This window comes from Myceligenerans cantabricum, assembly GCF_054777735.1.
Window position 1 is genome coordinate 309270 of record NZ_BAAHAJ010000013.1, and the last position, 23629, is coordinate 332898.

21 protein-coding genes and 1 tRNA gene are annotated in these 23629 nt (G+C 68.9%); 13 read left to right on the top strand and 9 right to left on the bottom strand.

What is annotated here, in order from left to right:
- Positions 1-6 precede the first annotated feature (6 nt).
- From ACYU96_RS18585 to ACYU96_RS18595, 3 genes are read left to right on the top strand one after another with little or no spacing between them, the layout of a single operon-like run.
- Positions 7-219, top strand: a complete 213-nt coding sequence (locus tag ACYU96_RS18585) for a helix-turn-helix domain-containing protein (RefSeq protein WP_460756918.1) — start codon at positions 7-9, stop codon at positions 217-219.
- Positions 216-2093 carry a hypothetical protein gene (locus tag ACYU96_RS18590; RefSeq protein ID WP_460756921.1) on the top strand — a complete coding sequence of 626 codons (1878 nt, stop codon included), beginning with the start codon at positions 216-218 and terminating at the stop codon, positions 2091-2093. Before ACYU96_RS18585 ends, ACYU96_RS18590 begins: the two co-directional genes overlap by 4 nt.
- Positions 2045-3229, top strand: coding sequence for a tyrosine-type recombinase/integrase (locus ACYU96_RS18595; protein WP_460756924.1), 1185 nt, complete (start codon positions 2045-2047; stop codon positions 3227-3229). Before ACYU96_RS18590 ends, ACYU96_RS18595 begins: the two co-directional genes overlap by 49 nt.
- A gap of 1241 nt (positions 3230-4470) precedes the next feature.
- Here the strand turns inward: ACYU96_RS18595 and ACYU96_RS18600 are convergent.
- Positions 4471-5538, bottom strand: coding sequence for a hypothetical protein (locus ACYU96_RS18600; protein ID WP_460756927.1), 1068 nt, complete (start codon positions 5536-5538; stop codon positions 4471-4473).
- Positions 5539-5643: 105 nt separating this feature from the next.
- Between ACYU96_RS18600 and ACYU96_RS18605 the strand changes: the two genes are divergently transcribed.
- Complete coding sequence (locus tag ACYU96_RS18605; protein WP_460756930.1) at positions 5644-6690, top strand: PIN domain-containing protein; 1047 nt, start codon at positions 5644-5646, stop codon at positions 6688-6690.
- 1018 nt (positions 6691-7708) lie between these two features.
- Here ACYU96_RS18605 and ACYU96_RS18610 read toward each other — a convergent pair.
- Positions 7709-8515: a UTRA domain-containing protein gene (locus ACYU96_RS18610; protein ID WP_460756933.1), complete on the bottom strand. Its 807-nt coding sequence runs from the start codon at positions 8513-8515 to the stop codon at positions 7709-7711.
- Positions 8516-8643: 128 nt separating this feature from the next.
- On the opposite strand from ACYU96_RS18610, the gene ACYU96_RS18615 reads away from it, so the two are divergent.
- The 4 genes from ACYU96_RS18615 to ACYU96_RS18630 all read left to right on the top strand — a co-directional run bounded on the left by ACYU96_RS18615 (position 8644) and on the right by ACYU96_RS18630 (position 12915).
- Entirely contained in the window at positions 8644-9087 is a 444-nt protein-coding gene (locus tag ACYU96_RS18615; RefSeq protein ID WP_460756935.1) for a hypothetical protein, read from the top strand.
- An 811-nt stretch (positions 9088-9898) separates the two neighbouring features.
- Positions 9899-11194 (top strand): hypothetical protein, encoded by a 1296-nt coding sequence (locus ACYU96_RS18620; RefSeq protein ID WP_460756938.1) that lies wholly within the window; start codon positions 9899-9901, stop codon positions 11192-11194.
- A gap of 345 nt (positions 11195-11539) precedes the next feature.
- The gene (locus ACYU96_RS18625) at positions 11540-11755 is read left to right on the top strand and encodes a helix-turn-helix transcriptional regulator (protein WP_460756940.1); all 216 of its coding nucleotides are present in this window, start codon (positions 11540-11542) and stop codon (positions 11753-11755) included.
- The gene (locus ACYU96_RS18630; protein WP_460756943.1) at positions 11752-12915 is read left to right on the top strand and encodes a tyrosine-type recombinase/integrase; all 1164 of its coding nucleotides are present in this window, start codon (positions 11752-11754) and stop codon (positions 12913-12915) included. Before ACYU96_RS18625 ends, ACYU96_RS18630 begins: the two co-directional genes overlap by 4 nt.
- Before the next feature lie 87 nt (positions 12916-13002).
- On the opposite strand, the gene ACYU96_RS18635 is transcribed toward ACYU96_RS18630, so the two are convergent.
- Positions 13003-13078: transfer RNA gene (locus ACYU96_RS18635), tRNA-Lys, on the bottom strand.
- Between the two features lie 199 nt (positions 13079-13277).
- Between ACYU96_RS18635 and ACYU96_RS18640 the strand changes: the two genes are divergently transcribed.
- Positions 13278-13559, top strand: a complete 282-nt coding sequence (locus tag ACYU96_RS18640; protein WP_460756945.1) for an iron-sulfur cluster biosynthesis family protein — start codon at positions 13278-13280, stop codon at positions 13557-13559.
- Between the two features lie 84 nt (positions 13560-13643).
- Here the strand turns inward: ACYU96_RS18640 and ACYU96_RS18645 are convergent, their stop codons facing one another.
- Entirely contained in the window at positions 13644-14381 is a 738-nt protein-coding gene (locus ACYU96_RS18645) for a M50 family metallopeptidase (RefSeq protein ID WP_460756948.1), read from the bottom strand.
- 138 nt (positions 14382-14519) lie between these two features.
- Between ACYU96_RS18645 and ACYU96_RS18650 the strand changes: the two genes are divergently transcribed.
- Both ACYU96_RS18650 and msrB read left to right on the top strand, forming a co-directional pair.
- Positions 14520-16037 (top strand): DEAD/DEAH box helicase, encoded by a 1518-nt coding sequence (locus ACYU96_RS18650; protein WP_460756950.1) that lies wholly within the window; start codon positions 14520-14522, stop codon positions 16035-16037.
- 72 nt (positions 16038-16109) lie between these two features.
- Positions 16110-16532, top strand: coding sequence for a peptide-methionine (R)-S-oxide reductase MsrB (msrB, locus tag ACYU96_RS18655; RefSeq protein WP_460756953.1), 423 nt, complete (start codon positions 16110-16112; stop codon positions 16530-16532).
- A gap of 9 nt (positions 16533-16541) precedes the next feature.
- Here the strand turns inward: msrB and ACYU96_RS18660 are convergent, their stop codons facing one another.
- From ACYU96_RS18660 to ACYU96_RS18675, 4 genes are all read right to left on the bottom strand, one after another.
- Positions 16542-17036, bottom strand: coding sequence for a MarR family winged helix-turn-helix transcriptional regulator (locus tag ACYU96_RS18660; RefSeq protein WP_460756955.1), 495 nt, complete (start codon positions 17034-17036; stop codon positions 16542-16544).
- A gap of 88 nt (positions 17037-17124) precedes the next feature.
- Positions 17125-18741 carry an MDR family MFS transporter gene (locus tag ACYU96_RS18665; RefSeq protein WP_460756958.1) on the bottom strand — a complete coding sequence of 539 codons (1617 nt, stop codon included), beginning with the start codon at positions 18739-18741 and terminating at the stop codon, positions 17125-17127.
- Positions 18742-18745: 4 nt separating this feature from the next.
- Entirely contained in the window at positions 18746-19243 is a 498-nt protein-coding gene (locus ACYU96_RS18670; RefSeq protein ID WP_460756960.1) for a MarR family winged helix-turn-helix transcriptional regulator, read from the bottom strand.
- 127 nt (positions 19244-19370) lie between these two features.
- Entirely contained in the window at positions 19371-20816 is a 1446-nt protein-coding gene (locus ACYU96_RS18675) for a sugar porter family MFS transporter (protein ID WP_460756963.1), read from the bottom strand.
- Between the two features lie 403 nt (positions 20817-21219).
- Between ACYU96_RS18675 and ACYU96_RS18680 the strand changes: the two genes are divergently transcribed.
- The gene (locus ACYU96_RS18680) at positions 21220-21840 is read left to right on the top strand and encodes a DUF47 domain-containing protein (protein WP_460756965.1); all 621 of its coding nucleotides are present in this window, start codon (positions 21220-21222) and stop codon (positions 21838-21840) included.
- Entirely contained in the window at positions 21841-22845 is a 1005-nt protein-coding gene (locus tag ACYU96_RS18685; RefSeq protein ID WP_460756968.1) for an inorganic phosphate transporter, read from the top strand.
- 13 nt (positions 22846-22858) lie between these two features.
- Here ACYU96_RS18685 and ACYU96_RS18690 read toward each other — a convergent pair whose 3' ends face one another.
- Complete coding sequence (locus ACYU96_RS18690) at positions 22859-23491, bottom strand: hypothetical protein (RefSeq protein ID WP_460756971.1); 633 nt, start codon at positions 23489-23491, stop codon at positions 22859-22861.
- Positions 23492-23629 lie beyond the last annotated feature (138 nt).

A 23629-nucleotide genomic window follows, 5' to 3' on the forward strand; every position in this document is an offset into this window, starting at 1 on the left:
ACCGCCATGACCACGTACATCGCAGGCGCCGCCGCCCAAGTGCTGCTCACCCCGCAGGAGGTGGCCGACCTGCTCCGCATCCCGGTCCGCTCGCTGTACGTGCAGCGTTCGGCCGGTCGCCCGACACCGCCCGGCGTGAAGATCGGCCGTCACCTGCGCTACCGCCTCTCGGACGTCGAGGCATGGATCGAGGACCAGTTCACCCGGAGCGCAGCATGAGCGCCCCGCAGCCCAACGAGACCGTCCCCGACGCCCCCGCGACCGACCCGACCACTCCCGCCGCGGCGTCCGATGGCGCACCGGAGAAGAAGACCGCCGCGGCAGTCCTGGTGGACCTCGCACTCCAGCGCTACGACCTCGGATGCACCCCGGACGGCGACGCCTATGCGGTGCCGCGCACGGGCGGCAACGTCGTGCGGATGCTGCGCGGCGGCCGGTCCTCGCTGCGCGCCGAGCTGGCGAAGGCGTACCGCCAGCACACCGGGGCCATCGCAGGACAGCAGGCCCTCGCTGACGCGCTGCTCGTGCTCCAGGGCACCGCAGGCGAGGCCGAGCCGGAACAGGTCCACATCCGCGTTGCCGAGCACGACGGCGCTACCTGGATCGACCTGGGCGACGCCGCCGAACACGTCGTGCGCGTCGGCGTGGACGGGTGGTCCGTCGTCACCGAGGCCCCGGTGCTGTTCCGCCGCACCGCGCTGTCGGGTGCGCTGCCGATGCCTGAGCCGGGCGGCACCTTGGACGACCTGTGGGCGCTGATCAACGTCACCGCGGCTGACCGGCCGCTCGTGCTCGGGTGGCTCGTCGCCGCCCTCGGGTGGGCGCACATCCCGCACCCCATGCTCGCGCTGCTCGGGGAGCAGGGCACGGGCAAGTCGTCCGCGACCAAGAACCTGGTCCAGCTCGTGGACCCGTCCCCGGTGCCGCTGCGCAAGCCGCCCCGCGACGCCGACGGGTGGGTTACCGCCGCGTCGGGGTCGTGGGTGGTCGGGCTGGACAACCTGTCCACGATCCCGCCGTGGCTGTCGGACTCGCTGTGTCGGGCCGTGACCGGGGACGGCGACGTGCGCCGCGAGCTGTACAGCGACGACGGGCTGTCGGTGTTCTCGTTCCGCCGCGTGATCCTCATGAACGGGATCGACGTCGGAGCCATGGCGCCGGACCTCGCGGACCGGTCCATCGTGGTCAACCTGGACCGGATCACCGAGGATCGCCGCCGCCCCGAGTCGCAGCTCGCCGCGGCGTGGGAGTCGGCGCACCCGCGCGTGTTCGGTGCGCTGCTGGAACAGGTGCGGATCTGCAAGACGCGGATGCCGTCGGTCCGTCTGGGGACCATGCCGCGCATGGCTGACTTCGCCATGGTTCTGGGAGCGCTGGACCAGGTGCACGGCACCGACTCCTTGACCGCGTACAGCGATCAGGCCAACAGCCTGGCTCTGGACGCCGTCACGTCGGACCCGTTCCTTGCGGCCCTGACCGAGACGATCACCGAGGCGTGGCAGGGCACTGCTGCCGACCTCCACGCCCTGGTCCAGCCTGACGGGCTACCCCCGCGCACGTGGCCGCGCAGCGTGCGTGCCGTGGCCGGTGTGATCAAGCGCAACGCGCCGGCGCTGCGGTCGGCGGGCTGGACCGTGGACGACCTCGGGACCCGGAACAAGCAGAAGGTCACCGTCTGGGCGCTCACTCCACCTGAGATGGCCCGTATCCAACCCCCGCAACACCCGCAACCCCCGTCATCGCAGGTCACAGCGTTGCGCGAGGCGGGGGTAGGCGGGGGTGGGCGGGTCAAAGGCGGGGGTTCAACACCCGCCTACCCCCGCCAACACCCGCCTACCCCCGCCTACCCCCGCCGACTCCGACCCTCTGACCAGCACAAACGGGGGAGCGGGGGTTGCGGGGCGGAAATACGGACCATCTCAGGTCGCCGCCTGCGACGACTGCGGAGAACCCCTCACCGGCCCCGGCTACACCACCCGATGCCGCCCCAACCACGACGTCACGACCCTGGAGGTCACCAACCATGTCGCGTAAGCCAATGCCCGTGGGCACCCACGGCAAGATCAACACCACGCCGTACTACAACGGCGTGAAGCTCGTCGGAGAGGGCAAGTCCTGGCGCACGCCGGACGGTGAGACCGTGCCCACGAAGAAGATCCGATGGGCCGCGCGCTGCCGCTTCCGCGACAACGACGGTCGCACCCGCCCGGTCGAGGCATGGGGCGGCACGCGCACCGAGGCGGAGCAGCGTCTCCAGACCGAACTGACGACGCGTAAGCGGACGTCGTCCGACACGATCACTGCAGACACCCGACTCGATGTGCTGTCGGACTACTGGCTCCGGACGAAGGTCGATCCGAGCGGCCGGGCAGTCGGCACGCGCCAGACCTACAGGTACATCACGGAGCAGTACGTCGTACCTGGTCTGGGCGGTCTCCGCCTGCGCGAGTGCACTGTCTCGCGCCTGGAAGCCTGGATTGCTGCCGAGGTAGCGAAGCACCCGGCGAATGCACGGATCGCGTTGACGTGCCTCAAAGGCATGCTGGACGCTGCGGTCCGTGAGGACGCGATCAGCGTCAACCCTGCACGGTCGGTCACACCCGTGCCGGCCACGGTATCCAAGGATGTTCGCGCACTGGACGTGGCTGGCGTTGTCGAGCTGCGTGCGACGCTCGCTGAGGACACCAAGGCGGTGGCGCGGGACCTACCCGATCTCGTCGACGTCATGCTCGCCACGGGGTGCCGCATTGGCGAGGCGCTGGCGCTGCGTTGGTCAGAGGTCGACCTTGACGAGCACATCGTCTACCTCACGGGCACAGTAGTCCGGGAGAAGGGCGTTGGACTGTTCCGTCAGGACACGACGAAGGGCAAGAAGCCGCGAGGCTACTTTGTGCCGAAGTTCGCCATGGTGATGCTGGAACGGCGCGCTGCCGAGGTTGCTCCAGGTCCGCTCGACCTCGTCTTCCCTTCCACGGTTCAGGGACTCCGAGAGGGAAGCACCGTCGAGAAGCAGTGGCGGAAGTTCCGCGAGCAGCACCCAAAGTGGACCTGGATCACGCCGCACACATTCCGCAAGAGCGTCGGAACGGCTGTGGAGAGGGGCGCGGACATCGCTGCTGCGGCGAAGCAGCTCGGGCACGCGAGTTCGGCTATCACGGCTAAGTACTACGTCGCTACGCCGGATGTGGGGCCGGACCAGCGGGAGATTCTGGAGCAGTTCGGCGGGTGATCGCGGGGGCACCGTGGTCCTCTCGACACTCCTGACTCAGCTGGGCGCACGGAGGAGGCTCGCCCCATGAGCCACGAAAGACGGTCCCAACTACTAAAGTTGGGACCGTCTTTCGTCGTCCGGCGATGCGCATGATGTGATGGGTAACCGGCCAATCCGATTGCTCGGCCCATCGGCCGCCAAGTAGACAGAGCCGTTCCGCCGGTTGTTGCGCTTACCGCACCCGCACCCGCAGTGACAAGTGAACCCCTTTGTGCTGGAAATTGACTAGCAGGGCGGACCTTAAGCCGTGGCCGGCCGCGGGGGACGCGCTTTCCTCTTCCGCGACCGCGCAGGAGCGACAGACGCTGCTGTCGCGGTCGCTTCCTGTTGAATAGCGGCCAGTTGCTCGGCGACAAATGACGTGATACCGGCCCAACGATCCCAGTCGCTCGGCTCGTCGCTAGCGAGCATCTCCATGAGGCGTGGGCGATCTACAAAGTCAAGCACCCTGCTGATGACCTGAGGGCGCCAGGGGTCGTCCGCGGTTAGCACGAAAGGAACTGCGAAACCGACTCCAGGAGTGTTGCCGAAGTTGATCCAGTCCCGCCACAGGAGAGGGTCGACGTCCGCAGGCTTTCCAGCGAAGTGTTGCTGAATCGTGTTCTGTACCAACACGACAGGGAAACCGTTCGCGCGGTCGGCATACGGATTCCACGCGATTACATCCACACCGCCGTCTTGCCGGTGTGTGGGGAGCGACTGTGTCACAGAGCGCAACTCCAGACCCAACGACTCTGCAGCCCAGTCAATGGCTTCAGGGAAAGTAGGAGGGCGGTCGCCTCTAGGCGGCCACCCGAAGTGCAGGACTTCCGAGTACTTGCTAGCGAATGCGCGCATCACCACGAAGTCGAAGAGGGGGTCTGAGCGCTTCCAGTCTTGATTTTCTCGGAACGGTGTTCCGCGCAGCGAAAGAAGCAACAGGAAGGCGTACACCTCCCACGTCCCGGAAGGGTCGAATCGCACTCCCTGCCCGTCAAAACTGAAAGGATAGTGTCGCCCCATGACCCGAGCACGATCCTCGACTTCGGCGAAACCAGTCTCTAATTCGATGGCGGCCGGGCCAGAGCCGGCTGGAAATAGGTCGCGATACTCCGAGTACGACAAATACGCGTCGCCCGAAGCGAGCAACTGGACCTCAACTGTGTCCGCAACAGCGTTGGGACTAAACGCATCAACCTCCGCCGTCCGAAAATATACGGTCACGACGTGGCCTCTGACTTCGCCGTCAACTGCTCGATTAGCGACTGTGCGGTTGAAAGTTCAGTGACCGCCTCAGCGGATAGTGCGCCCGGGGTCGCTTCTATAGCTCGCCGGAGATGTCGGTTCGCCAGCGACAGCGCACGGGTCACCTGAGCGTCAGGCTGCCCGAGCGCAGACAGCGCCTCCCCGAGGTCCCGCGTGGCTCTTAGTTCCTGCAGCGCCGCCCCGCTCTCATCTCGGAAGACCGCAACGAGATCCTTGATCTGGCGGGAGTCGCCGACGACCCGTGTCTCAGTCGGACTACCGAACAAGAAACCGAGCAACTCTTCGAACTCGGGCGCCTTCTCGTCTTCGAAAGGCTCGTACTCAGGGTCAACTTCAGCAGGGTCGGACGCTCCAATAAACGCGCGGATCGCGGGCCTACCCATCGCGGCGGTGAAAACGCCGAAACGGTCCCGAGCGGACTTAACGTCCACCTTCAACGATTGCCCTCGGCGCAGAATGTCGAAATCGCGATACATGGATCGCACCTCTGTCAGCGGGCGCCCGACTACGTCAGCTACAGCCTCTAAGGGCATTTCCCTCTCGTCGACAAGTTTGGCGATGAATTGTGCTTGCTGGTATGGAGACCATGGATCGATACCGGAGATGTGCCGGAATCCAAGCAAAGGGTCTACGTCTTCTTCTCGTTCGACGATGAGGACGGGCACCCGAGCCGGGACACGGCTGACGTCCAAGCGTGACCATCCGCGGTTCTCCTGCGCCAACCGCTCCCTGAGTTGGTCGTCGCGCATGCCCTTCAGGGCAGCGAGCCGGCGGTTTCCTTCGAGGACCCTGAAGTTATCTCCCTCGACGATTGCGATGAGAGGTTCGCTTGGAAAGAACCCGTGTCTCGCGATGGACTGAGCGACGGCGAGGGCGTTGTACTTCCGATCCATGATCGCAACGAGGTCCGCCTGCGAACGCTCGGGGTCATGATCTTCTGCCGCGAGCCGGGGGTTCGCCCAGTCAAGGAGTAGGTGTTCCACGTCGATGGGCACAACTGCGACCTCATCAGGACTTGTCATGCTTTACCCTAGCGCGCGGTCCGCCTGGTCTACCAGGTCTCCTCCGACGCCCGCCGAGGAGGGCCCGCATGGCCGCGGACCTTGCGCCACGTGGGAAGATGCGACATGAGCCCGAGCGCAGACCTCCCGGCCTATTTGGTTCTCGACAGCACCGAGCTTGCCTCCGACTGGTCGCTTTCCGGCGTCACCTATCGCCAGGCTGCACGTATCCCTCATCTTCGCATCGCGATCCCCGCATCAGTCTTCGTCGAGACCGTGGCGAATCACGGCCGGGCTGTAGAAGAAGCACACCAGGCCATGCTGAAGCAAAACAACGCCCGACGGCGGCTCGGTTTGCCTGCCGCATTTCATCCGTCTCCGACGACCGGCTATGCCGAACTATTTTCTGACGCACTCCGGCGTTATGGCATCGTCACACTGCCATGGCCGGAAGACAGTCACGCCCTGGTGGTGCAGAGGGCGGCCGACCGAGTCCCTCCGTTCGATGGGAAGGGCGGGGGATATAGGGACACGCTGGTGTGGTTGAGTGCACGACTCCTCGTCGAGCGTGGGCACACCGTCTATCTCGCGACCCGCGACAAGGCCTTCCGAGGGGAAGCGGACCAACTCTGCCGTGAGTTGCAGTCTGAAGTAGACGAACTTTCTGGTTCCCTGGAACTCATCACCGACCTGAGACGGTGGGTGATCGATCGTGTCAGTCCAGCGACCGAGGAGGTACCCGCGGAAGACGCGGCCGTTGACCGCGAGTTGACGTTCGCAGAGGTGTACCTCGGCCCATGGGGGTACGAGGACACCGCTATGGAACCTGCCTCGGCACGGCTGCCGCTTGAAGCGAGCGACGCGACTGTTGCCCAGGTTCACGATCGCGGTGAACTCCAGACCGCACTTACGCGTGAGCTCCCGGGGGGAGAGGTGTACGTAGAGTTCGAACAGCCACTGCGAGTGCGACTGGAAGCCGTGGTCCCGGCTGCTCATGCACAAGCGCAGGGCTGGAGCCACATCTACACATCGTCGCCGGGGATGGTCGACGCCAACTGGGATGCTTCCATCATCGCTAGATTCGGCGTGACGTTCAGTCCGTCCAACCTCGAACTGAGCGACGGCGAGGCCGGCTTCGCTGTGGAGTTCGTTCGTTACAGGCAGATCGAGTGAAAGCCTCGGCAGGACAGCGGGTGCGATAGCGGTGGGTTTCCGCTGGATGCGAACCCCGTAACGGGCGCACCCCAGGTCGGGAACCACTCCTGACCTGGAGCGAAGGTGGGCCCCCCGGGGATCGAACCCGGAACCCGCGGAGACGTTTCCCCGTGCAGGTTACCCGGGATTACTGTTGTCGTGATCGCGGGGTAATGGGGGTTACCTTCGGTCGTTCTCCGTGGCTCGGTGCCCGTGACGACGCCCGTCCGATACCTTCCGACGCATGGGTGGAAAGAAGCGGTTCCGTCTCTATGTCAATGTCGGTACCGATCAGGGCCCGCTCTCCAGTACCTGGCATCTGTGGGCGCACCGAACATCGTTCTACCTCACGAACGCGGACCTCGGCGGGCTCAAGGTCAGTCTGCACGGTGTGGATCCTCGCCACCCCTCGGGAGGGCACTTCCGAGTCGAGCCCGACCCGCGCAGTGGAAAGGGGATCAAGGAAGCCCCGGCCCTGGGGCTGCTGCCACCACGGGACGGATGGCCGTTGCATTTCCCTGGCGTGTCGCAGCAACTCGGCGTTCTCGCTATTCGGATACGAGTGACGCCCGAGGCTTGTGCGCTCCCTGACGCTCTGACGCGTGTGCCGAGGCGCGCCAGTAGTGCTCGGGTGACGATCCCTCGTCCCCTGGACGGATGGGCAGCTGATCTGGACCTCGTGTTTGGCCAGATACCGGAAAAGTTTGAACCCTCGAGTCCATATCCTGACTGGGTGCGTGTCGGGATCGCAGGGTCGACACTTCAGGTCGGCCAGCACGAATCTGGGTTCACGATTCACAACGAACATGGGGCGGTCCTGCGTGCGGCTCCGTACCACCGACGACTCCAACAGACTCCTACCCCGGACTCCATGCAGTGCGGTGCACCCGAGGGTGTAGCAGTGGGTCGTCGAGCCGTGCAGTTCGACGTGGCCCCCGATGGGGTCCTATGGATCGTTGAACAGGTCGACAGTAAGCCTGGTCAGCCCTAGGTTGGATCAGAACTCGTCGGCGCCGGCTACCTGGCCGATGGGGAACAGGTGGCGCGTTGCGGCGCACACGGTCTCCAGTGCGTGGACCGGGGTGTCTTCTGCGCTGTAGCTCGTGCGAAGCACCTGGACCACCCACTCATCAGGTTCGAGTTCCAGGGTCTCGCGCTCAAAGATCGTCGGCCGACGCGAGATGAGGAATTCCTCCGCGCGGCCGAACGTGTACCCGAGTTCGTCCAGCGCGGCCTGGAGCGATGGGCGTACGAAGTCGGGCTTGTTCATGCGGGTGTCGGCGAACAGGTCCGCGCGAAAGTACGACGTCGCGATGCGGACGGGGACCTCGTTCGCGAACATCATCTTCCGGCGCGCGACGACGTCGTCGCCGGTCTCGACGTGCAAGGCGTTTGCCACGTGCTCGGTGGCGGGCTCCAAGCCGATGTAGAGCATCTTCCGATCCGCCTTGATGCCCTGGCGTTCTGCCTCGACGAGATAGAGGCTCACGCTGCCACGGACGGAGGGTGGCGTCGGGATGCTCCGCTGGACCAGGACGCGGGGTGCTGGTGTGGCGGATGCTTCTGGCGCCTTCGCGACTGGTCCCTTGGCGATCTGCGTGATGCGTGGAGGCGTGACGCCGAGAGCGGATGCGATCTGCTCGCGCGACATGCCTCCCTCGCGCGCGTCAGCGATGGCTTGGCGGCGGTACCGGGCGGCGGCGTCAAGGAGTCCCTGGTCCTCGGTCATCATCCGCGTCAGCACGCGCGCACGCTCGATCGGGTCGGTGAGAGTGGCGGCTTCCTGCAACGTTCGCGGGTCCATGAGTCCCAGTATGCCGGAAGAAGTTAGGGGGGATTTCCCTCCAGGGGTTGCGCACGGGGGTAACCCCCCATTACCTTCTCCGTAAGCCCCCTAACCGTTAGGGGGGTAACCCGAAGGGATGGGGAACGATGAGCATGACGACGACGGAGAGTGTGACGTCGATCGCGGCGGGTGAGCCGCGCACGCTGCTGGACGCGCTCGTGGAGGCGGGCGCGCTGATCGGGCGGCTCGGTCAGCACCGCGTCATGGAGACGCACGTGCACGCGAGGGAGGTGCGGATCTTCGTCAAGGAGGACGCGTGGGCGATGGGCACGGAGGCCGGTCTGCCGGGTCGGAAGCTGGACCACGACATGGCGGCGTGTGAGGTCCACCGTGTCGCGTTCGGCTACGACGCGGCCAACGACCTGTACATCGAGCTGCGCGGTGACGTGCTCCCGTCTGACGACGTGGACGGGTTCCTCGCCCAGCAGGAGCGCGAGGCCGCCGTCCGTCGCGCCGAGACGGACGCGATCCTGGCCCGCTCCCAGGCGGCGGGCAACACGCGGCGTGCGGGCTGGACCGACCGCGACTGACCCCGACGACGGCCCGCGAAGGTAGCGCAAGCACCCGCTACCGGTAGCGCCGCCACTACCCGGCGCGCTACCCCAGAATCCGCGAGATTCCAACGATCCCGGCCCCAGGTAGCGCGAGAGCCCCACCAAGCCAGGACCCCTGTAAACCCGGTTTACGGCCCCTCGGCAGGGTCCCAGACCCGCTACCGCTACCGCCCTCAAGCCCCGGCCACACGGCCAGGAACACACCCACCGAGAGGAACCCTCGAATGCCCACCACGGCATCCGCCGAGGCCCCGAGGCCCGGCCACGACTGGCACGGCTTACCACCCGGCCGCCGCGCCGCGACCGCCGCGAGAGCCCGTCTCCACGCGATCGAACGGCGTCGTCGCCACTCCCGCGGGCTGGACGCCCACCTGGCCCGCACCGAACCGCCACCTACGCCGGCCGCTGCGATCCCGAGCGAGGCCGAGCGCCGCGAGCTGGCGAACGCGCTGGCGCGAGCAGGGTTCGACCCCGCCTACCTCGCCCACCGCTACGGCCTCACCCCACGCACGGCGCGGGCGGACAGGCACCCGGACGCGGACACGCGACCCGGACACCCCGGCGGACATTCGGGCGGACACCAGCCCGGACAGCACCGAGGCGGACAGCGCCAACTGTCCGCCCCGGACACGCGGACACCCGACCCGGCCAGGGGTCGGACGTCCGGACAGAACTCCCACCAGTCCGACCGCCAGGAAGGAACACGATGAACAGCCCCAACCCAGTGAACACCACGGGAGACGATCACGTCACCCCCGCACCCGCCTTACCCCTCGACGCGACGGACATGTCCGCCCGTACGCAAGGTGACACGGACAGGACGACGGACAGCGCGCTGGACGTGGAGACCGTGGGACTCGGGTTCTGGGACTCCCGCCCGGAACTGTCGGCCGTGCGCCAGTACGCCCGTGCGGCGATGGCCTCACCGTGGGCCGTGCTCGGGTGCGTGCTGGCCCGCGTGGCGCTGTCGGTCCCGCCGTCCGTGGTGCTCCCGCCACGAGGCAACGACCGTTCCGCCGTGGCCTCGCTCAACGTGTTCGTCGGGCTGGTCGCGCCGTCCGGTGTCGGCAAGGGTGTGGCCACGCGCGCCGCTGCGAGCTTCCTCGCGGTGCCGCCCGGTGGCGGTCGGCTCATCACGGAACGGCCGTTGGGCTCGGGCGAGGGCATCTCGCACGTGTTCACCGACACCGACGATGACGGCCAGGACATCCCCGCGCCGCACTCGGTGTGGTTCGACGTGCCCGAGGTCGACACCCTGACGGCCCTGCTGGGCCGTCAGGCGTCCACCACGGCCTCGGAGGTGCGCAAGATGTTCTCCGGGGAGGCCCTGGGCTTCCAGAACGCCGACGCCACACGCCGCAAGCTCGTACCCGCCCACTCCTACCGGGCCGCGCTCGTCGCGGGCGTGCAGCCGCGCAAAGCTGGACCACTGCTGAGCGACGACGCCGGGGGCACGCCCCAGCGGTTCCTGTGGATGCCCGCCACCGACCCCGACGCACCGGACACACTCCCACCCGCCCCGGAGCCGCTGGACTGGTCCAGCCCGGTCCTGACCACCGAGCCCCGCCACACCCTCCTGCACGTGGCGACCTCGATCAAGGCCGAACTCCAGGCCGAAGGCCGCGCCCGACTCCGGGAGGAAGTGACCGACGACGACGGGCAACAGTCTCTCGTCCGGCTCAAGGTCGCGGCCCTGCTCGCCCTGCTCGCCCGGCGAACCGACGTCACCGAACCCGACTGGCACCTGGCCGGCTACGTGATGGCCGTCTCCGACCGCACCCGCGCCCGGATGCGCGACGCGCTACACGCCGACGCCCAGCGCGCCGCACGCGAGCGAGCAGAGGCACGGGCCGCGTTCGATGAGCACCACGACACCGCCATCGTCGAACGCACCGCGAAGAAGGTCCTGGACAAGCTCACCACCACGCCGGTCTCGGCCAGCACGGTCAAGCGCGGCCTCGGGCCGAACCTGCGCCAGCACCTCGACACCGCGATCGACGAACTCATCGCACGCGGCCTGATCGAGCGCCACGAGGACGAGTACCGCGGACAGCCCCGCACCCTGCTCCGGCTCCGCGAGTAGCCCCGCCCGCGAGGGGGTGAGGGGTGACGTGACGTCACCCCTCACCCTCACGGCTAAAACCCCAGGTCAGACACCGAATCTAGCCGTGACATCAAGGGGTGACACCCGTCACCCCTCATCCCCTCGCTCACCCCTCGGACGCTAGGCGGAGGTCGCCTAGCGCTAGTCGAAGCACTAGCACCCAGAACCGCGAGATACCGCCGATCTAGGCCGCTAGTACCCCCGCCTGTAGCCGAGCTACGGCCCTCACATACCCGCCGGACGGACAGACCGCGCGCTCTAGCACTAGCACCCGGCCGCCCGACCGCCCGGCCACGAAGTAACCGCCGAAAGGACGAAAGCACAGTGACCACGCGAACCACGAACCCCACCGCGAAGATCGACCGACTGTGGACCATCGACGACGTGTCCGAGTTCCTCGGAGTTCCCGTCGCGACGCTGTACGCCTGGCGCTCGTCGGGCAAGGGGCCGGCGTCGCGGCGCGTCGGGAAGTACATCCGGTACCGCCCTCAGGACGTGCACGCCTGGGTCGCCGACCTCCCGACCGGGGTCGCATCGTGAAGCGCCGTCTGGAGCCGGGGGAGCGCGGGGAGGTCTCCTACGAGGAGACCCCCTCGGGGTGGCGGGCCCGGCAGGCGTACCGCGACCTGAACGGCGTGAAGCGGAAGGGGACCGGCGTCGGGAAGACGAAGGAGGCAGCTCGACGGACCGCGAAACGGAACATCGATGCCGCCATGGCGGCGGACGGCACGCTCAAGAAGGGAGCGACGCTCGAGGAAGCCGTCCGCGAGTGGCTGGAGGCGTACCGCGTGCTCGTGAACGAGGGTTCGCGAGCCCCGACGACGCTGGACCAGTACGAGCGGTACGCGCGCGTCGAGGTCTACAAGACCATCGGCCGCGTGCGTATCGCGGACCTCACGGCGGGCAGGGTCGATCGGTTCATCGACGAGCTGCGGCGTCGGAAGGGGTTCGCCACGGCGAAGGCGGTCCGAGCGATCCTGAACGGGACATGCGGGATGCTCGTTCGGCGCGACGTGCTCCGCGCCAATCCCGTGCGCGATGTCGCACGGCTGGAGGCAGGGCGGCGCTCCGCGCCTCGTGCGCTCACCCGCGAAGAGGTGTCCAGCTTCCTCGAACGGCTCGACGGCGACACGTTCGCCAGGCGTCGCGACCTCCCGGACCTGATGCGCTTCCTGCTCGCCACGGGGGTACGTCTCGGCGAAGCTCTCGCGCTCCGCTGGTCCGAGGTGGACCTGGACGCCGGCGTAGTCCACATCGAGTGGACCGTGGGCCGTGTCAAGGGTCGTGGCCTCATCCGGAAGCCGGTCAAGACGGAGACCTCGGAGCGGGCACTCCGGCTCTCGGACTGGTGCGTCGTGATGCTCCGTCGTCGTGCCGACGGGCAGGCTCCGGACGCGCTGGTCTTCCCGGACTCGAAGGGTGGCCTCCGAGACGTGGGCAACGCCGGGAAGGATCTCCGTAAGGCCCGTGGGGAGGAATTCGCCTGGGTGAAGTCGCACACGGCCCGGCGCACGGTCGCGACGCTGCTCGACGGCGGCGGGGCGACGGCACGGGCTATCGCGGACCAGCTCGGGCACGCTCGGCCGTCCATGACGCAGGACGTGTACATGGGCCGCCGCATCGTAGGAAGCGCGTCGAGCCCGCTCGACGGACTGTTCCAGCGGTCCGACGACGGCGACGAGGCGGGCGACGCGGCCTGACGGTGCCCGTGACAGTGCCCGTGGTCCGATCGTGTGTTCGATCGGACCACGGGCATTGGTCTGTCTGTGCAGGTCAGAGACAGACTTTGGTGGGCCCCCTGGGATTCGAACCCAGAACCCGCGGATTAAAAGTCCGCTGCTCTGCCAGTTGAGCTAGAGGCCCGTGGCGCCTGGTCGGCGCGCGACGCCTCAGCCTACCCAGGTCAGCGCGAAGTCAGCCGCAGATTTCACCCTACTCGGCGCGGCGGCGGAGTGATGCCCTCATCGTCGGAGATGTCGTCTCCGCCGCGTTGCGCGCTTGCGGTGTCGCTCGCTCCTTGATTCGGTGGGGCGTGTCACGACACCGACGAGAGGAGCCCGCCGTGCTCACCGTGACCGACAACGCCCGCACAGCAGTCGAGGGCCTGGTCCAGGAGAACCAGGTTCCTGCCGAAGGTGGCCTTCGCATCGCGGAGGCAACGGGTCAGCCGGGCAACTTCGAGCTCGTGCTCGTCCAGGGTCCTGAGATCGAGGACCAGGTTGTTGCTCAGTCCGATACCACGCATGTCTTCGTCGACCAGGCGGCTTCCGCCGCGCTCGACGAGCTGACGCTCGACGTGCAGCCTGACACCGAAGGTCCGGGCTTCGTGCTGGTCCAGGCCTGAGGCCTCGCCGAAAAACGTCGACGAGCCGCACGGTTCGTCCACCGGGGCAGCGCGCCGTATCGTCGGCGCGCTGCCCCGGTCGCGTCACACCGCTGCGGCGAGGATCCATCCGCCGCCGAGCAGCACCGAGCCGCCGGTGACGAGCAGGAACAGCCCCACCCACACGAGTCCCGGAACGTTCGTGAGCCCGGCGAGCTGGTCGGCGTCCGACGACGGCGCGCGTCCGCGGGCACGCTGTACCTGCAGCTCCAGCACCGGCCGTACCGCGCCGAACAGCAGGAACCACGTCACGGCGTACGCGGTCCCCATCTGCGCGTCCGGCGAGAGCCACCACGAGACGAAGATGAGCGCGGCCGCGCTGACGAGGATCGACCACAGCCCGAACAGGTTCCGGATCTGCACCAGGAGCAGGGCCAGCAGCAGGACGAGCAGCCAGAGCAGCCCGACGGCGTAGCCCTCACGCAGCAGCCAGGCCGCCCCCAGCCCGATCACGCCCGGCCCGACGTACCCGGCGAACGCTGTGACGATCATCCCGAAACCACGCGGCCGGCCACGCGACACCGTCACGCCCGACGTGTCCGAGTGCAGACGGATCCCCTCGAGCTTCCGCCCGGTCAGGAGCGCGGCGAACGCGTGCGCCGCCTCGTGCGCGATCGTGATGACATGCCTGGTCAGGCGCCATGACGGCCGGAACAGGACGACTGCCAGCGCGACCCCGCACATGGTCAGGACCAGGACGGAGGACGGCGCGTCCACCGGCGTGATCGCGGCGCTCCAGATGGTGCCGAGCACGTCGCCGGCCTGGGCGAAGAAGTCCGTCATGCGGGCCATCGAACCACAAGAACGTGAGACACTTTTTTATCGAGGGCAGCGCGAACCCGCGCGCCCGGCGTCGTGAGGTTCCCTCCGGGTTGCTGCGCGGCGGAAGCCAGCAACGAGCCCTGAGAGGCCACGCACCCTGTGACAACCTTCGCCGAACTCGGCCTGCCCGACGCCGTCGTGCGTTCGCTCGCCGACCGCGGTATCACCGAACCCTTCCCCATCCAGGCAGCCTCCGTGCCGGACTCCCTCGCCGGGCGTGACGTGCTCGGCCGTGGGCGTACCGGTTCCGGCAAGACGCTCGCGTTCGCGCTGCCGCTCGTGACCCGGCTGGCCGCCGGCTCGGGAGCCGGCCGGCCGTCGTCGAGCGCGCGGAAGCGGCCGCGCGGGCTCATCCTCTGCCCGACGCGCGAGCTCGCGAACCAGATCGACGAGGCGCTCGCGCCCGTCGCGCGCACCATGGGGCTGCGGACGACGACGATCTTCGGCGGCGTCTCCCAGAACAAGCAGGTCCAGGCCCTGGCGGCCGGGGTCGACATCATCGTGGCGTGCCCCGGGCGGCTCGAGGACCTGCTCGGGCAGGGCGTGCTGTCGCTCGACGCGATCGACGTCACCGTGCTGGACGAGGCCGACCACATGGCCGACCTCGGGTTCCTGCCCGGCGTGAAGCGCATCCTCGACCGGACGCCGCGCGACGGCCAGCGGCTGCTGTTCTCCGCGACCCTGGACAACGGTGTCGACGTGCTGATCAAGCGGTACCTGAAGCAGCCCGTGACGCATTCCGTGGACGACGCCGCCGCTCCGCCGCCGCAGATGACGCACCACATCCTCGCCGTCGCGGACCGCGACGCGAAGAAGGACGTGGTGCACCAGCTCGCGCGGGGCACGGGCCGCCGCGTCCTGTTCACGCGGACCAAGCACCAGGCCAAGAAGCTCGCGCGGCAGCTCACGACGTCGGGCGTGCCCGCAGTGGACCTGCACGGGAACCTCGGCCAGGGTGCGCGCGAGCGGAATCTCGCGGCCTTCACGTCGGGCGACGTGAAGGTGCTGGTCGCGACGGACATCGCGGCGCGCGGCATCCACGTGGACGACGTCGAGCTCGTGGTGCACGTCGATCCGCCGGCCGAGCACAAGGCGTACCTGCACCGTTCCGGGCGCACGGCGCGCGCCGGTTCGGTCGGGGACGTCGTCACGGTGATGCTGCCGGAGCAGCGCGGCGACATGAGCGTGCTCACCCGCAAGGCGAAGATCTCGGCGCGTCCGCGCACCGTGGTCCCGGGTGATCACATCGTGTCGGACCTGGTGGGTGAGATGGCACCGCTCGTGGAGCAGGCGCCGCCGCCCGTCCAGGGCGGCGCGGGGTCGACGGCGGCCCCGCGGTCCGGCAGGAACGGTGGCGGCCAGGGCCGCGGCCGCAGCGGCGGCGGGCGCCGTCGTGGCGCGCAGGGTGGCGGCGCGGGCGGCAACGGCGCGGCCGGGCACGGTGGCGGGAGGACGGGCGAGCGCCCCGCCGGCGAGGGCCGGCGCGGTGGTGGCGGTCGTCCCGCGGAGGCCGCCGGGAGCGGCTCGGGCACCGGCGGTGGCGGCAACGGGGGCGGCAACCGGCGTCGGCGCCGGGGCGGGCGTGGCCGCGGGCGGAACATCAGCCCTGCCGGATAGGTTGACGCAGGAGCCGGTGCAGACGCGATCGTCGTTCCGCCCGGCTCCTGACGTACCGAGTGGAGGCGAGCGATGACGTACGAGGTGTCCAAGCCCGAGGAGCAGTGGCGCGAGGAGCTGTCCGCGCAGGAGTACGGGGTGCTCCGGAAGGCCGGGACCGAGCGTGCCTGGACCGGCGAGCTGCTCGACGAGAAGCGCGTGGGCGTGTACCGCTGCCGGGCGTGTCAGAACGAGCTGTTCCGGTCCGAGACCAAGTTCGACTCGCACTGCGGGTGGCCGTCGTTCTACAGCCCTCTCGCCGGCGACCGGGTCGAGCTGCTGGAGGACCGGTCGATGGGGATGGTCCGGACCGAGGTGCGGTGCGCGCGCTGCGGTTCGCACCTGGGCCACGTGTTCGACGACGCCCCGCAGACCCCGACCGGTGACCGCTTCTGCATGAACTCGATCAGCCTGACCTTCGACGAGATCCCCGAGGGCGTCGCCGAGCAGGGCTGAGCCCTTCGCTCAGCGGCGTTGCGACTGCCAGGCGACCAGGTCCGCCGAGTAGCGGTGGAGCAGGTCGGCCAGGTGCTGCACGTCCTCGCGGTCCCAGCGGGCCAGTGCGCCCGCGAACATCTCGATGCGGTTGGCGCGCGCTCGCTCGAAGCGGGCGGCGCCGTCCGCCGTGAGGGTGATCCGCTGTCCGCGGCTGTCCTCCGGGTCGATGTCGCGCTCCACGAGCCCGAGGTCGGCGAGCCGGCTGAGCTGTCGTGACACCGTCGCCCGCCCGACACCGAAGTGCGCGGCCAGGTCCGAGCCGCGCGTCCCCGGGTTCTGCGCGATGTGTGCGAGCAGCGGGTAGGCGCTGGCCTCCAGCTCCGGGTGGACCCGTTCTGCGATCCGTGTGCCCGCGGACTGGGCACGGCGGATGATCAGCCGGATCTCGTGCTCCAGGGCAGTGAACGGAGCGAGATCCGCTGGATGGGCGCCGTCGCCGGAGGCCGTCGATGTCTCGGACATGGGCCCATCATTCCGTGTCAGGGCCACGGGGCACAGTGGCGACCGGATGTCGGCCGGTTATTTCACCTTGTGCCCGGTCTCAGGCGGCTCACCCGGCGGTGTCGAACTCCTTCATCTGCTCCAGCCCCGACTTGTGCCCGAGCGGGATCTCCTTCATCAGCAGCACGCAGACCAGGGCGATCGCGGCCAGCGGAGTGGCGAACAGGAAGATCTCCGCGATGCCGTCGCCGTAGGCCCGTTCGATCACCTCGCGCACGACGGGAGGCATGGTCGACAGGTCGGGCAGGCTGTCGTCGGAGCCGCCGCCGAGCTGCGACGGGTCGATGCCCGCCGCGGCGAGCCGGCCCGCGATCGCCTGCATGCCGTCGGTGATCCCGTCCCTGACCCGGACGGCGAACGCGGCACCGAGCGCCGAGACGCCCATCGCGCCACCGAGCGAGCGGAAGAACGCCACCGTGGACGTGCCGGCCCCCGAGTCCTTGATGTGCAGCGTGTTCTGCGTGGCCAGGACCATGTTCTGCATCAGCATGCCGACGCCTGACCCGAGCAGGAACAGGTAGACGCTCACCAGGACCAGGCTGGTGCGGAAGTCGATGGTGGAGAGCAGGGCCAGGCCGCCGGTGAGCAGCACTCCGCCGGCCACCATGAACGGCTTGTAGCGCCCGGTCCGCGTGATGATCTGCCCGACGACGGTCGACGTCAGGAACATCCCCGCGACCATCGGGATGGTCAGCAGGCCGGACTCGGTCGGCGTCTTGCCGCGCGCGAGCTGCATGTACTGGCTGAGGAACACCGACGTGCCGAACATCGCCACACCCACGGCGACCGAGCCGATGACGGCGAGCACCAGGGTGCGGTTGCGGAACAGGTGCATCGGGATCAGCGGCTCGTCGACCCGCAGCTCGACGAGGACGGCGGCGACCAGGGCCAGCAGCGCTCCGCCGACCATCACGGCCGTCTGCCAGGAGGCCCAGTCGAACTTGTCGCCCGCGAACGTGACCCACAGCAGCAGCGAGGCGATCCCGGCCGAGATCAGCGCGGCGCCGACGACGTCGATCTTCGCCTTGCGGCGCGGCCGCTTCGGGAGCTTGAGCGTGAGCTGCAGCGTGATGATCGACGCGATGGCGAACGGCAGGCCCACGAAGAAGTTCCAGCGCCAGTCGAAGGTGTCGGTGAGCCAGCCGCCGAGGATCGGTCCGCCGACCATGCCGACCCCCATGAACGCGCCGACCAGCCCCATGTACTTCCCGCGTTCGCGCGGGCTGACGATGTCGGCGATCAGCACGACCGACAGCGCCTGCAGGCCGCCCGCCCCGATGCCCTGGAACGCGCGCGCCGTGATGAGCTGCCCGACGTCCTGCGAGAACCCGGCGAACGCCGCGGAGACGACCGAGATCGCCAGCGCGACCTGCACCAGCGTCTTGCGGTTGTACAGGTCGGCGAGCTTGCCCCAGATCGGCACGGTGATGGTCGAGGTCAGCAGGGTCGCGACGACGACCCAGGTGTACGACGACTGCGACCCCGAGAGGTCGGTGACGATCCTCGGCAGCGAGCTCGACACCACCGACATGGCGAGGACCGAGACGAACATGCCGAGCAGGATCCCGGAGAGCGCCTCCAGGACCCGGCGGTGGGACATCGGGGCGGAGCCGGTCGACGGGGTCGACGGCGGTGCTTCCGCGCTCTGTGTGGTGGTGCTGCTCATGGGCTCAGATCCTCGAGACGTTCTGGTGTGGGTCGATGTCGTGCGTGGCGCCGATGGCGTCCGTGAGGTGGCGGAGCTGGATGACCGCTGCGGCGACGTCGTCCTCGGACCATGTCCCGAACATGCGCTCGGCGAGCTGGGCGAACTGCTCGTTCGTGCGCTCGACGAGTGCGCGGCCGGCGTCCGTGATCTCGACGGTGCGGACCCGGCGGTCGTCCTCGTCGACCGCGCGGACCACGTAGCCGGCGTCGGCGAGGGCGCCGACATGGCGGCTCGCGACGGAGAGGTCGACCTGGAGCGCGGCGGCGACGTCGGACAGCGGTGCTGCGCCGGAGCAGCCGAGCATCCGCAGGACGCCGAGTCCTGCGCGAGGCCAGCCCAGATCGCGCGCCGTCCGCTCGGCCGCGACACGTTGCGTGCGGCCGAGGAGCGTGAGCGCGTCGACCAGGTCGGCGGTGCCGACGCCGGACGGCGGGCTCGTGACGGGGCGCTCGTGGTGCATCTCGACTCCTTGGTTGCTGCAAGCAACAATACGCCAAGATGCTTGCGCCAAGCAACCAATCAGGAGGTGATGCGTCGAACGGTCGAGCCGGGTGGCGTGGCCGGGTCCGGGGAGCCGGCCACGCCCGTCAGTGCCGCCGGGTCCGCGTGTCCTCGGGCATGTCCTCGAGCTCGACACCCTTCGTCTCGCGCACGCGGGTCAGGACGAACACGAAGGAGCACGCGGCGAAGATCCCGTACAGCAGGTAGGGGATCGAGGCGCCGAACGCCGAGAGCAGCGGCGGGAACGTGAGGGTGATCGTGAAGTTCGCGAGCCACTGCGCGGCCGCCGCGACGCCGAGGGCTGCCGCCCGGATGCGGTTGGGGAACATCTCGCCGAGCAGGATCCACACGACCGGGCCCCAGGTCGCACCGAAGAACACGACGTAGAGATTGGCGGCGACCAGCGCGACCGGGCCCCAGGCGCCGGTGAGCTGGATGTCCTCCGCGGCCCCGCTCGCCTGGGTGAACGCCAGCGCCATGACGCCGAGCATCACCGTCATGCCGGCGGAGCCCACCAGGAGGAGCGCCTTGCGGCCCACCTTGTCCACCAGGGCGATCGCGATGAACGTCACCGCGACGTTCGTCACCGCCGTGATCGTGCTGACGGTGAACGCCTGGGACTCCTCGAACCCGACCGCCTGCCAGAGCGTCGTCGAGTAGTAGAAGATCACGTTGATTCCCACGAACTGCTGGAACACCGAGAGCAGGATGCCCACCCACACGATCGGCTTCAGACCCAGCACCGAGCCCCGGATGGAGCCCAGGCGTGCGTTCGACTCGTCCGCCTCGATGGAGCGCTCGATCTGCCTGATCCGGCCGTCGATGTCCTCCTCCTGGCCGAGCACGCTGGTCAGGACCGCGCGTGCCTCGTCACCCCTGCCCGCCGCCACGAGGAAGCGGGGCGACTCCGGGATGCGGAGCGCGAGGGCGCCGTAGACCACGGACGGGACCGCCTCCGCCAGGAACATCCAGCGCCACGCCTCCCAGCCGAACCACAGCTCCTCCGCGGCGCCGCCCGCCGCGGTCGCGAACAGCTGGTCGGACAGCAGGGCGGTGAAGATGCCGACGGTGATCGCCAGCTGCTGGAGCGAGCCCAGGCGGCCTCGCATCGCCGCCGGTGCGACCTCGGCGATGTAGGCGGGCGCGATGACCGAGGCGATCCCGATCCCGATCCCGCCCATGAACCGCCACAGCGCCAGGTCGAGCGCGGACCAGGCGAGTGCGGACAGGATCGCCGAGGCCAGGAACAGGACGGCGCCCAGGAGCATCACCCGGGTCCGGCCCCAGCGGTCCGCGAGACGTCCGCCCGCCCACGCGCCGAGCGCGCAGCCCAGCAGGGCGACGGCGACGACGAGCCCGGTGACCGTGGAGTCCAGCTCGAACTGGCCTTCGATGGCATTGACCGCCCCGTTGATCACGGAGGAGTCGAAGCCGAAGAGGAACCCGCCGACCGCCGCCGCGATCGCCAGGACCAGGGCCCGGCGATGCGCGGAGTGCGAAGAGGTCGGGACGGTCTGCGGGGTGCTGGACATGACGTCTCCCTTGGCTCGGACGGCGGGTCTCGGCGTTCGTTACCGGTTTCGATGCTAGATCCGCACCGTCGACTCGGCATGGTGCGACACGGCCGCGCGAGATTCGTCACGTGCGCAAGGCCTTGGATTTCGGCGGACGGCCGTTAGGATGGTCTCCGGCGACGCCGGGCTGCGGTAGCCCCGGGCTCCATCTTCAGCCGCTACGAGCGGCCCCGCGCCGAGAGGCGCTCCCGGTCCGGTGTCGCCCCTACCTTCTCCAGGACTTCTTCCCTGCTCCGGCTCCCGGACCAGCACTTCGTGTCGTGTGTCACGAAGGAGTCAAGAAGTGCAATCTGGTTGGCGATCATCGCTCAAGCGGCTCTACGCTGAGCCAGTTCGATCCACCTCTTTCCTGGAGCTACCTGTGCGTCTGCGCCTTACTCCGCGGGACACCACGTTCTTCGACCTGCTGGGCACGCTGGCGCAGCACCTCGTCACGGGAGCCTCGCTCCTGGCGGAGCTGCTGGGAGCGGATCGGGAGGGCCGCGAGAAGCTGGCCGCCCGCCTGGGCGACACCGAGCACCAGGCCGACGAGGCCGCCCACGAGATCATGCGGCGACTCAACCAGACCTTCGTCACCCCCTTCGACCGCGACGACATCTACCGGCTGACCTCGGCCCTCGACGACTGCATGGACTCCATGGAGGAGGCCGCCGACCTCATCGTCCTGTACAAGGTGGACGAGCTGCCGCGCCGGGTCTCCGACCAGGTCCAGGTGCTGCACCGGTGCGCCGAGCTGACCGCGGACGCCATGCCGCGGCTGCGCACCATGGGCAAGCTCGCGGACTACTGGGTCGAGGTGAACCGGCTGGAGAACGAGGCGGACAAGCTCCACCGCAAGCTCATCGCGCACCTGTTCGACGACGTCACCGATCCGATCCTGCTCATCAAGCTCAAGGAGATCGTGGACGTCCTGGAGGACGCCGCCGACCACTTCGAGAAGGTCGCGAACATGGTCGAGACGATCGCCCTCAAGGAGTCGTGAGTGGAGGCCGCACTCGTCGTCGTCGTGGTGGCCCTTGCTCTCGCGTTCGACTACACCAACGGTTTCCATGACGCAGCCAACGCGATCGCGACCTCGGTCTCGACCCGGGCGCTGACGCCGGGCGTCGCGCTGATCCTGGCGGCCGTCATGAACTTCGTGGGGGCCCTGCTCGGCACCCAGGTGGCCGAGACCATCGCGACGTCGATCGTGAACCTGGACGGGGCCGGCACCCACGTCGAGCTCGTCGTGGTCCTCGCCGCCCTCGTCGGGGCGATCACATGGAACCTGATCACCTGGTGGTTCGGCCTGCCGTCGTCGTCCACGCATGCTCTCATCGGTGGCCTCGTCGGCGCCGGCCTCGCCGGCGGGATGGTCGTGCACTGGTCCGCGATCGTGGACAAGGTGGTGGTGCCCATGGTGGTGTCGCCGCTGCTGGGCTTCGGGATCGCGTTCGCCGTGATGATCGGCGTGCTGTGGGCCTTCCGGAACGCCTCGCCGGCGCGCACGGGCCGCCGGTTCCGGATGGCGCAGACGGCGTCGGCGGCTGCGATGGCGCTCGGGCACGGACTCCAGGACGCCCAGAAGACGATGGGCGTGATCTTCCTGGCGCTGCTGGCGGCGGGCTGGGCCGACCCGGACGCCGGCATCCCCCTGTGGGTCAAGCTGGCGGCGGCGGCGGCGATCTCCGCGGGCACCTACGCGGGCGGCTGGCGCATCATGCGTACGCTCGGCCGCAAGATCATCGAGCTGGACCCCGCTCGTGGCTTCGTCGCCGAGTCGGTCTCCGCGGTGGTGCTGTACGCGAACGCGTTCGTGCTGCACGCGCCCGTGTCCACCACGCACACCATCACCAGCGCCATCATGGGCGTCGGGGCGACGCACCGGCTGTCCGCCGTGCGCTGGGGCGTGGCCGGGAACATCGCGACCGCGTGGGTCCTGACGATCCCCGCCGCGGCTCTGGTCGCGGCCCTGGTCACCTGGCCGCTGCTGCTGGTCCTCGGCTGAACCGGCGGCAGGACTACTCCAGCAGGCCCTGGCGCCAGAGCCCGGCCGCCTGCTCCAGCTCCTCCGCGGTGCGCAGCAGCGAGCTCGCGCCGTGCGTCATGCGGGCCGCGCTCCGGGGGTCGGCGTGCTCGCGGGCATCCGCGTCGAACGCGGCTCCGGTGGACAGGATCCGGCAGAAGGCGCCCGCGCGCTCCAGGGCGACGGCGAGGTCGCCGGTGAAGACGCCCGACAGCACGGCGTCGGCCAGCTGCCGCAGGTCTCCCGGCTCCGGTGGGCTCGGCACGCCGGCGACGGCCTCGCTGACCGGGGCGGCGTCGACGCCGAGCCGGTAGCGCAGCACGATGGTCTGCAGGTCGCGGCGCACCCACTCGCGCAGCAGGTAGATCCGCCACAGCGCGCCCGGCAGGGACGACGGCGCGGCGTCCGCCCAGAGCTCCGCGACGGTGTCGAGGCCTTCGTGCTCCACCAGGCGCACCAGGCGGTCCACGACCACCGGGTCCTCGGTGGTGCGGGCGCGGTCGACGAGGATGCGGGCGGTGACGTGGGCGACCTCGTCGCGCATCGCGGGGTCCAGCTCGCCGGTGATGCCCTCGGCGTCGCGCGGATCCAGCATGGCGGGGCGGCGGGGAACGCGATGGTCGTCCATGCCGTCAAGTGTCTCTTTTGACCGGGCCTACGGCGAGACCCCTGGTGTTCGCGTGGAGCGCAACCCCCGACCGTCACATCGCCCTGGTGTTCCGGAGGGCGGTGGCTCGGCTCGCCGGGTCCGCCCTGTGCCGCGCGG

Coding starts and splice junctions, on each gene's coding strand:
- ACYU96_RS18585 (WP_460756918.1), top strand. CDS start 7: ATGACCACGTACATCGCAGGCGCCGCCGCCCAAGTGCTGCTCACCCCG.
- ACYU96_RS18590 (WP_460756921.1), top strand. CDS start 216: ATGAGCGCCCCGCAGCCCAACGAGACCGTCCCCGACGCCCCCGCGACC.
- ACYU96_RS18600 (WP_460756927.1), bottom strand. CDS start 5,538: ATGACAAGTCCTGATGAGGTCGCAGTTGTGCCCATCGACGTGGAACAC.
- ACYU96_RS18605 (WP_460756930.1), top strand. CDS start 5,644: ATGAGCCCGAGCGCAGACCTCCCGGCCTATTTGGTTCTCGACAGCACC.
- ACYU96_RS18610 (WP_460756933.1), bottom strand. CDS start 8,515: ATGGACCCGCGAACGTTGCAGGAAGCCGCCACTCTCACCGACCCGATC.
- ACYU96_RS18615 (WP_460756935.1), top strand. CDS start 8,644: ATGAGCATGACGACGACGGAGAGTGTGACGTCGATCGCGGCGGGTGAG.
- ACYU96_RS18620 (WP_460756938.1), top strand. CDS start 9,899: ATGTCCGCCCGTACGCAAGGTGACACGGACAGGACGACGGACAGCGCG.
- ACYU96_RS18645 (WP_460756948.1), bottom strand. CDS start 14,381: ATGACGGACTTCTTCGCCCAGGCCGGCGACGTGCTCGGCACCATCTGG.
- msrB (WP_460756953.1), top strand. CDS start 16,110: ATGACGTACGAGGTGTCCAAGCCCGAGGAGCAGTGGCGCGAGGAGCTG.
- ACYU96_RS18660 (WP_460756955.1), bottom strand. CDS start 17,036: ATGTCCGAGACATCGACGGCCTCCGGCGACGGCGCCCATCCAGCGGAT.
- ACYU96_RS18665 (WP_460756958.1), bottom strand. CDS start 18,741: ATGAGCAGCACCACCACACAGAGCGCGGAAGCACCGCCGTCGACCCCG.
- ACYU96_RS18670 (WP_460756960.1), bottom strand. CDS start 19,243: ATGCACCACGAGCGCCCCGTCACGAGCCCGCCGTCCGGCGTCGGCACC.
- ACYU96_RS18675 (WP_460756963.1), bottom strand. CDS start 20,816: ATGTCCAGCACCCCGCAGACCGTCCCGACCTCTTCGCACTCCGCGCAT.
- ACYU96_RS18690 (WP_460756971.1), bottom strand. CDS start 23,491: ATGGACGACCATCGCGTTCCCCGCCGCCCCGCCATGCTGGATCCGCGC.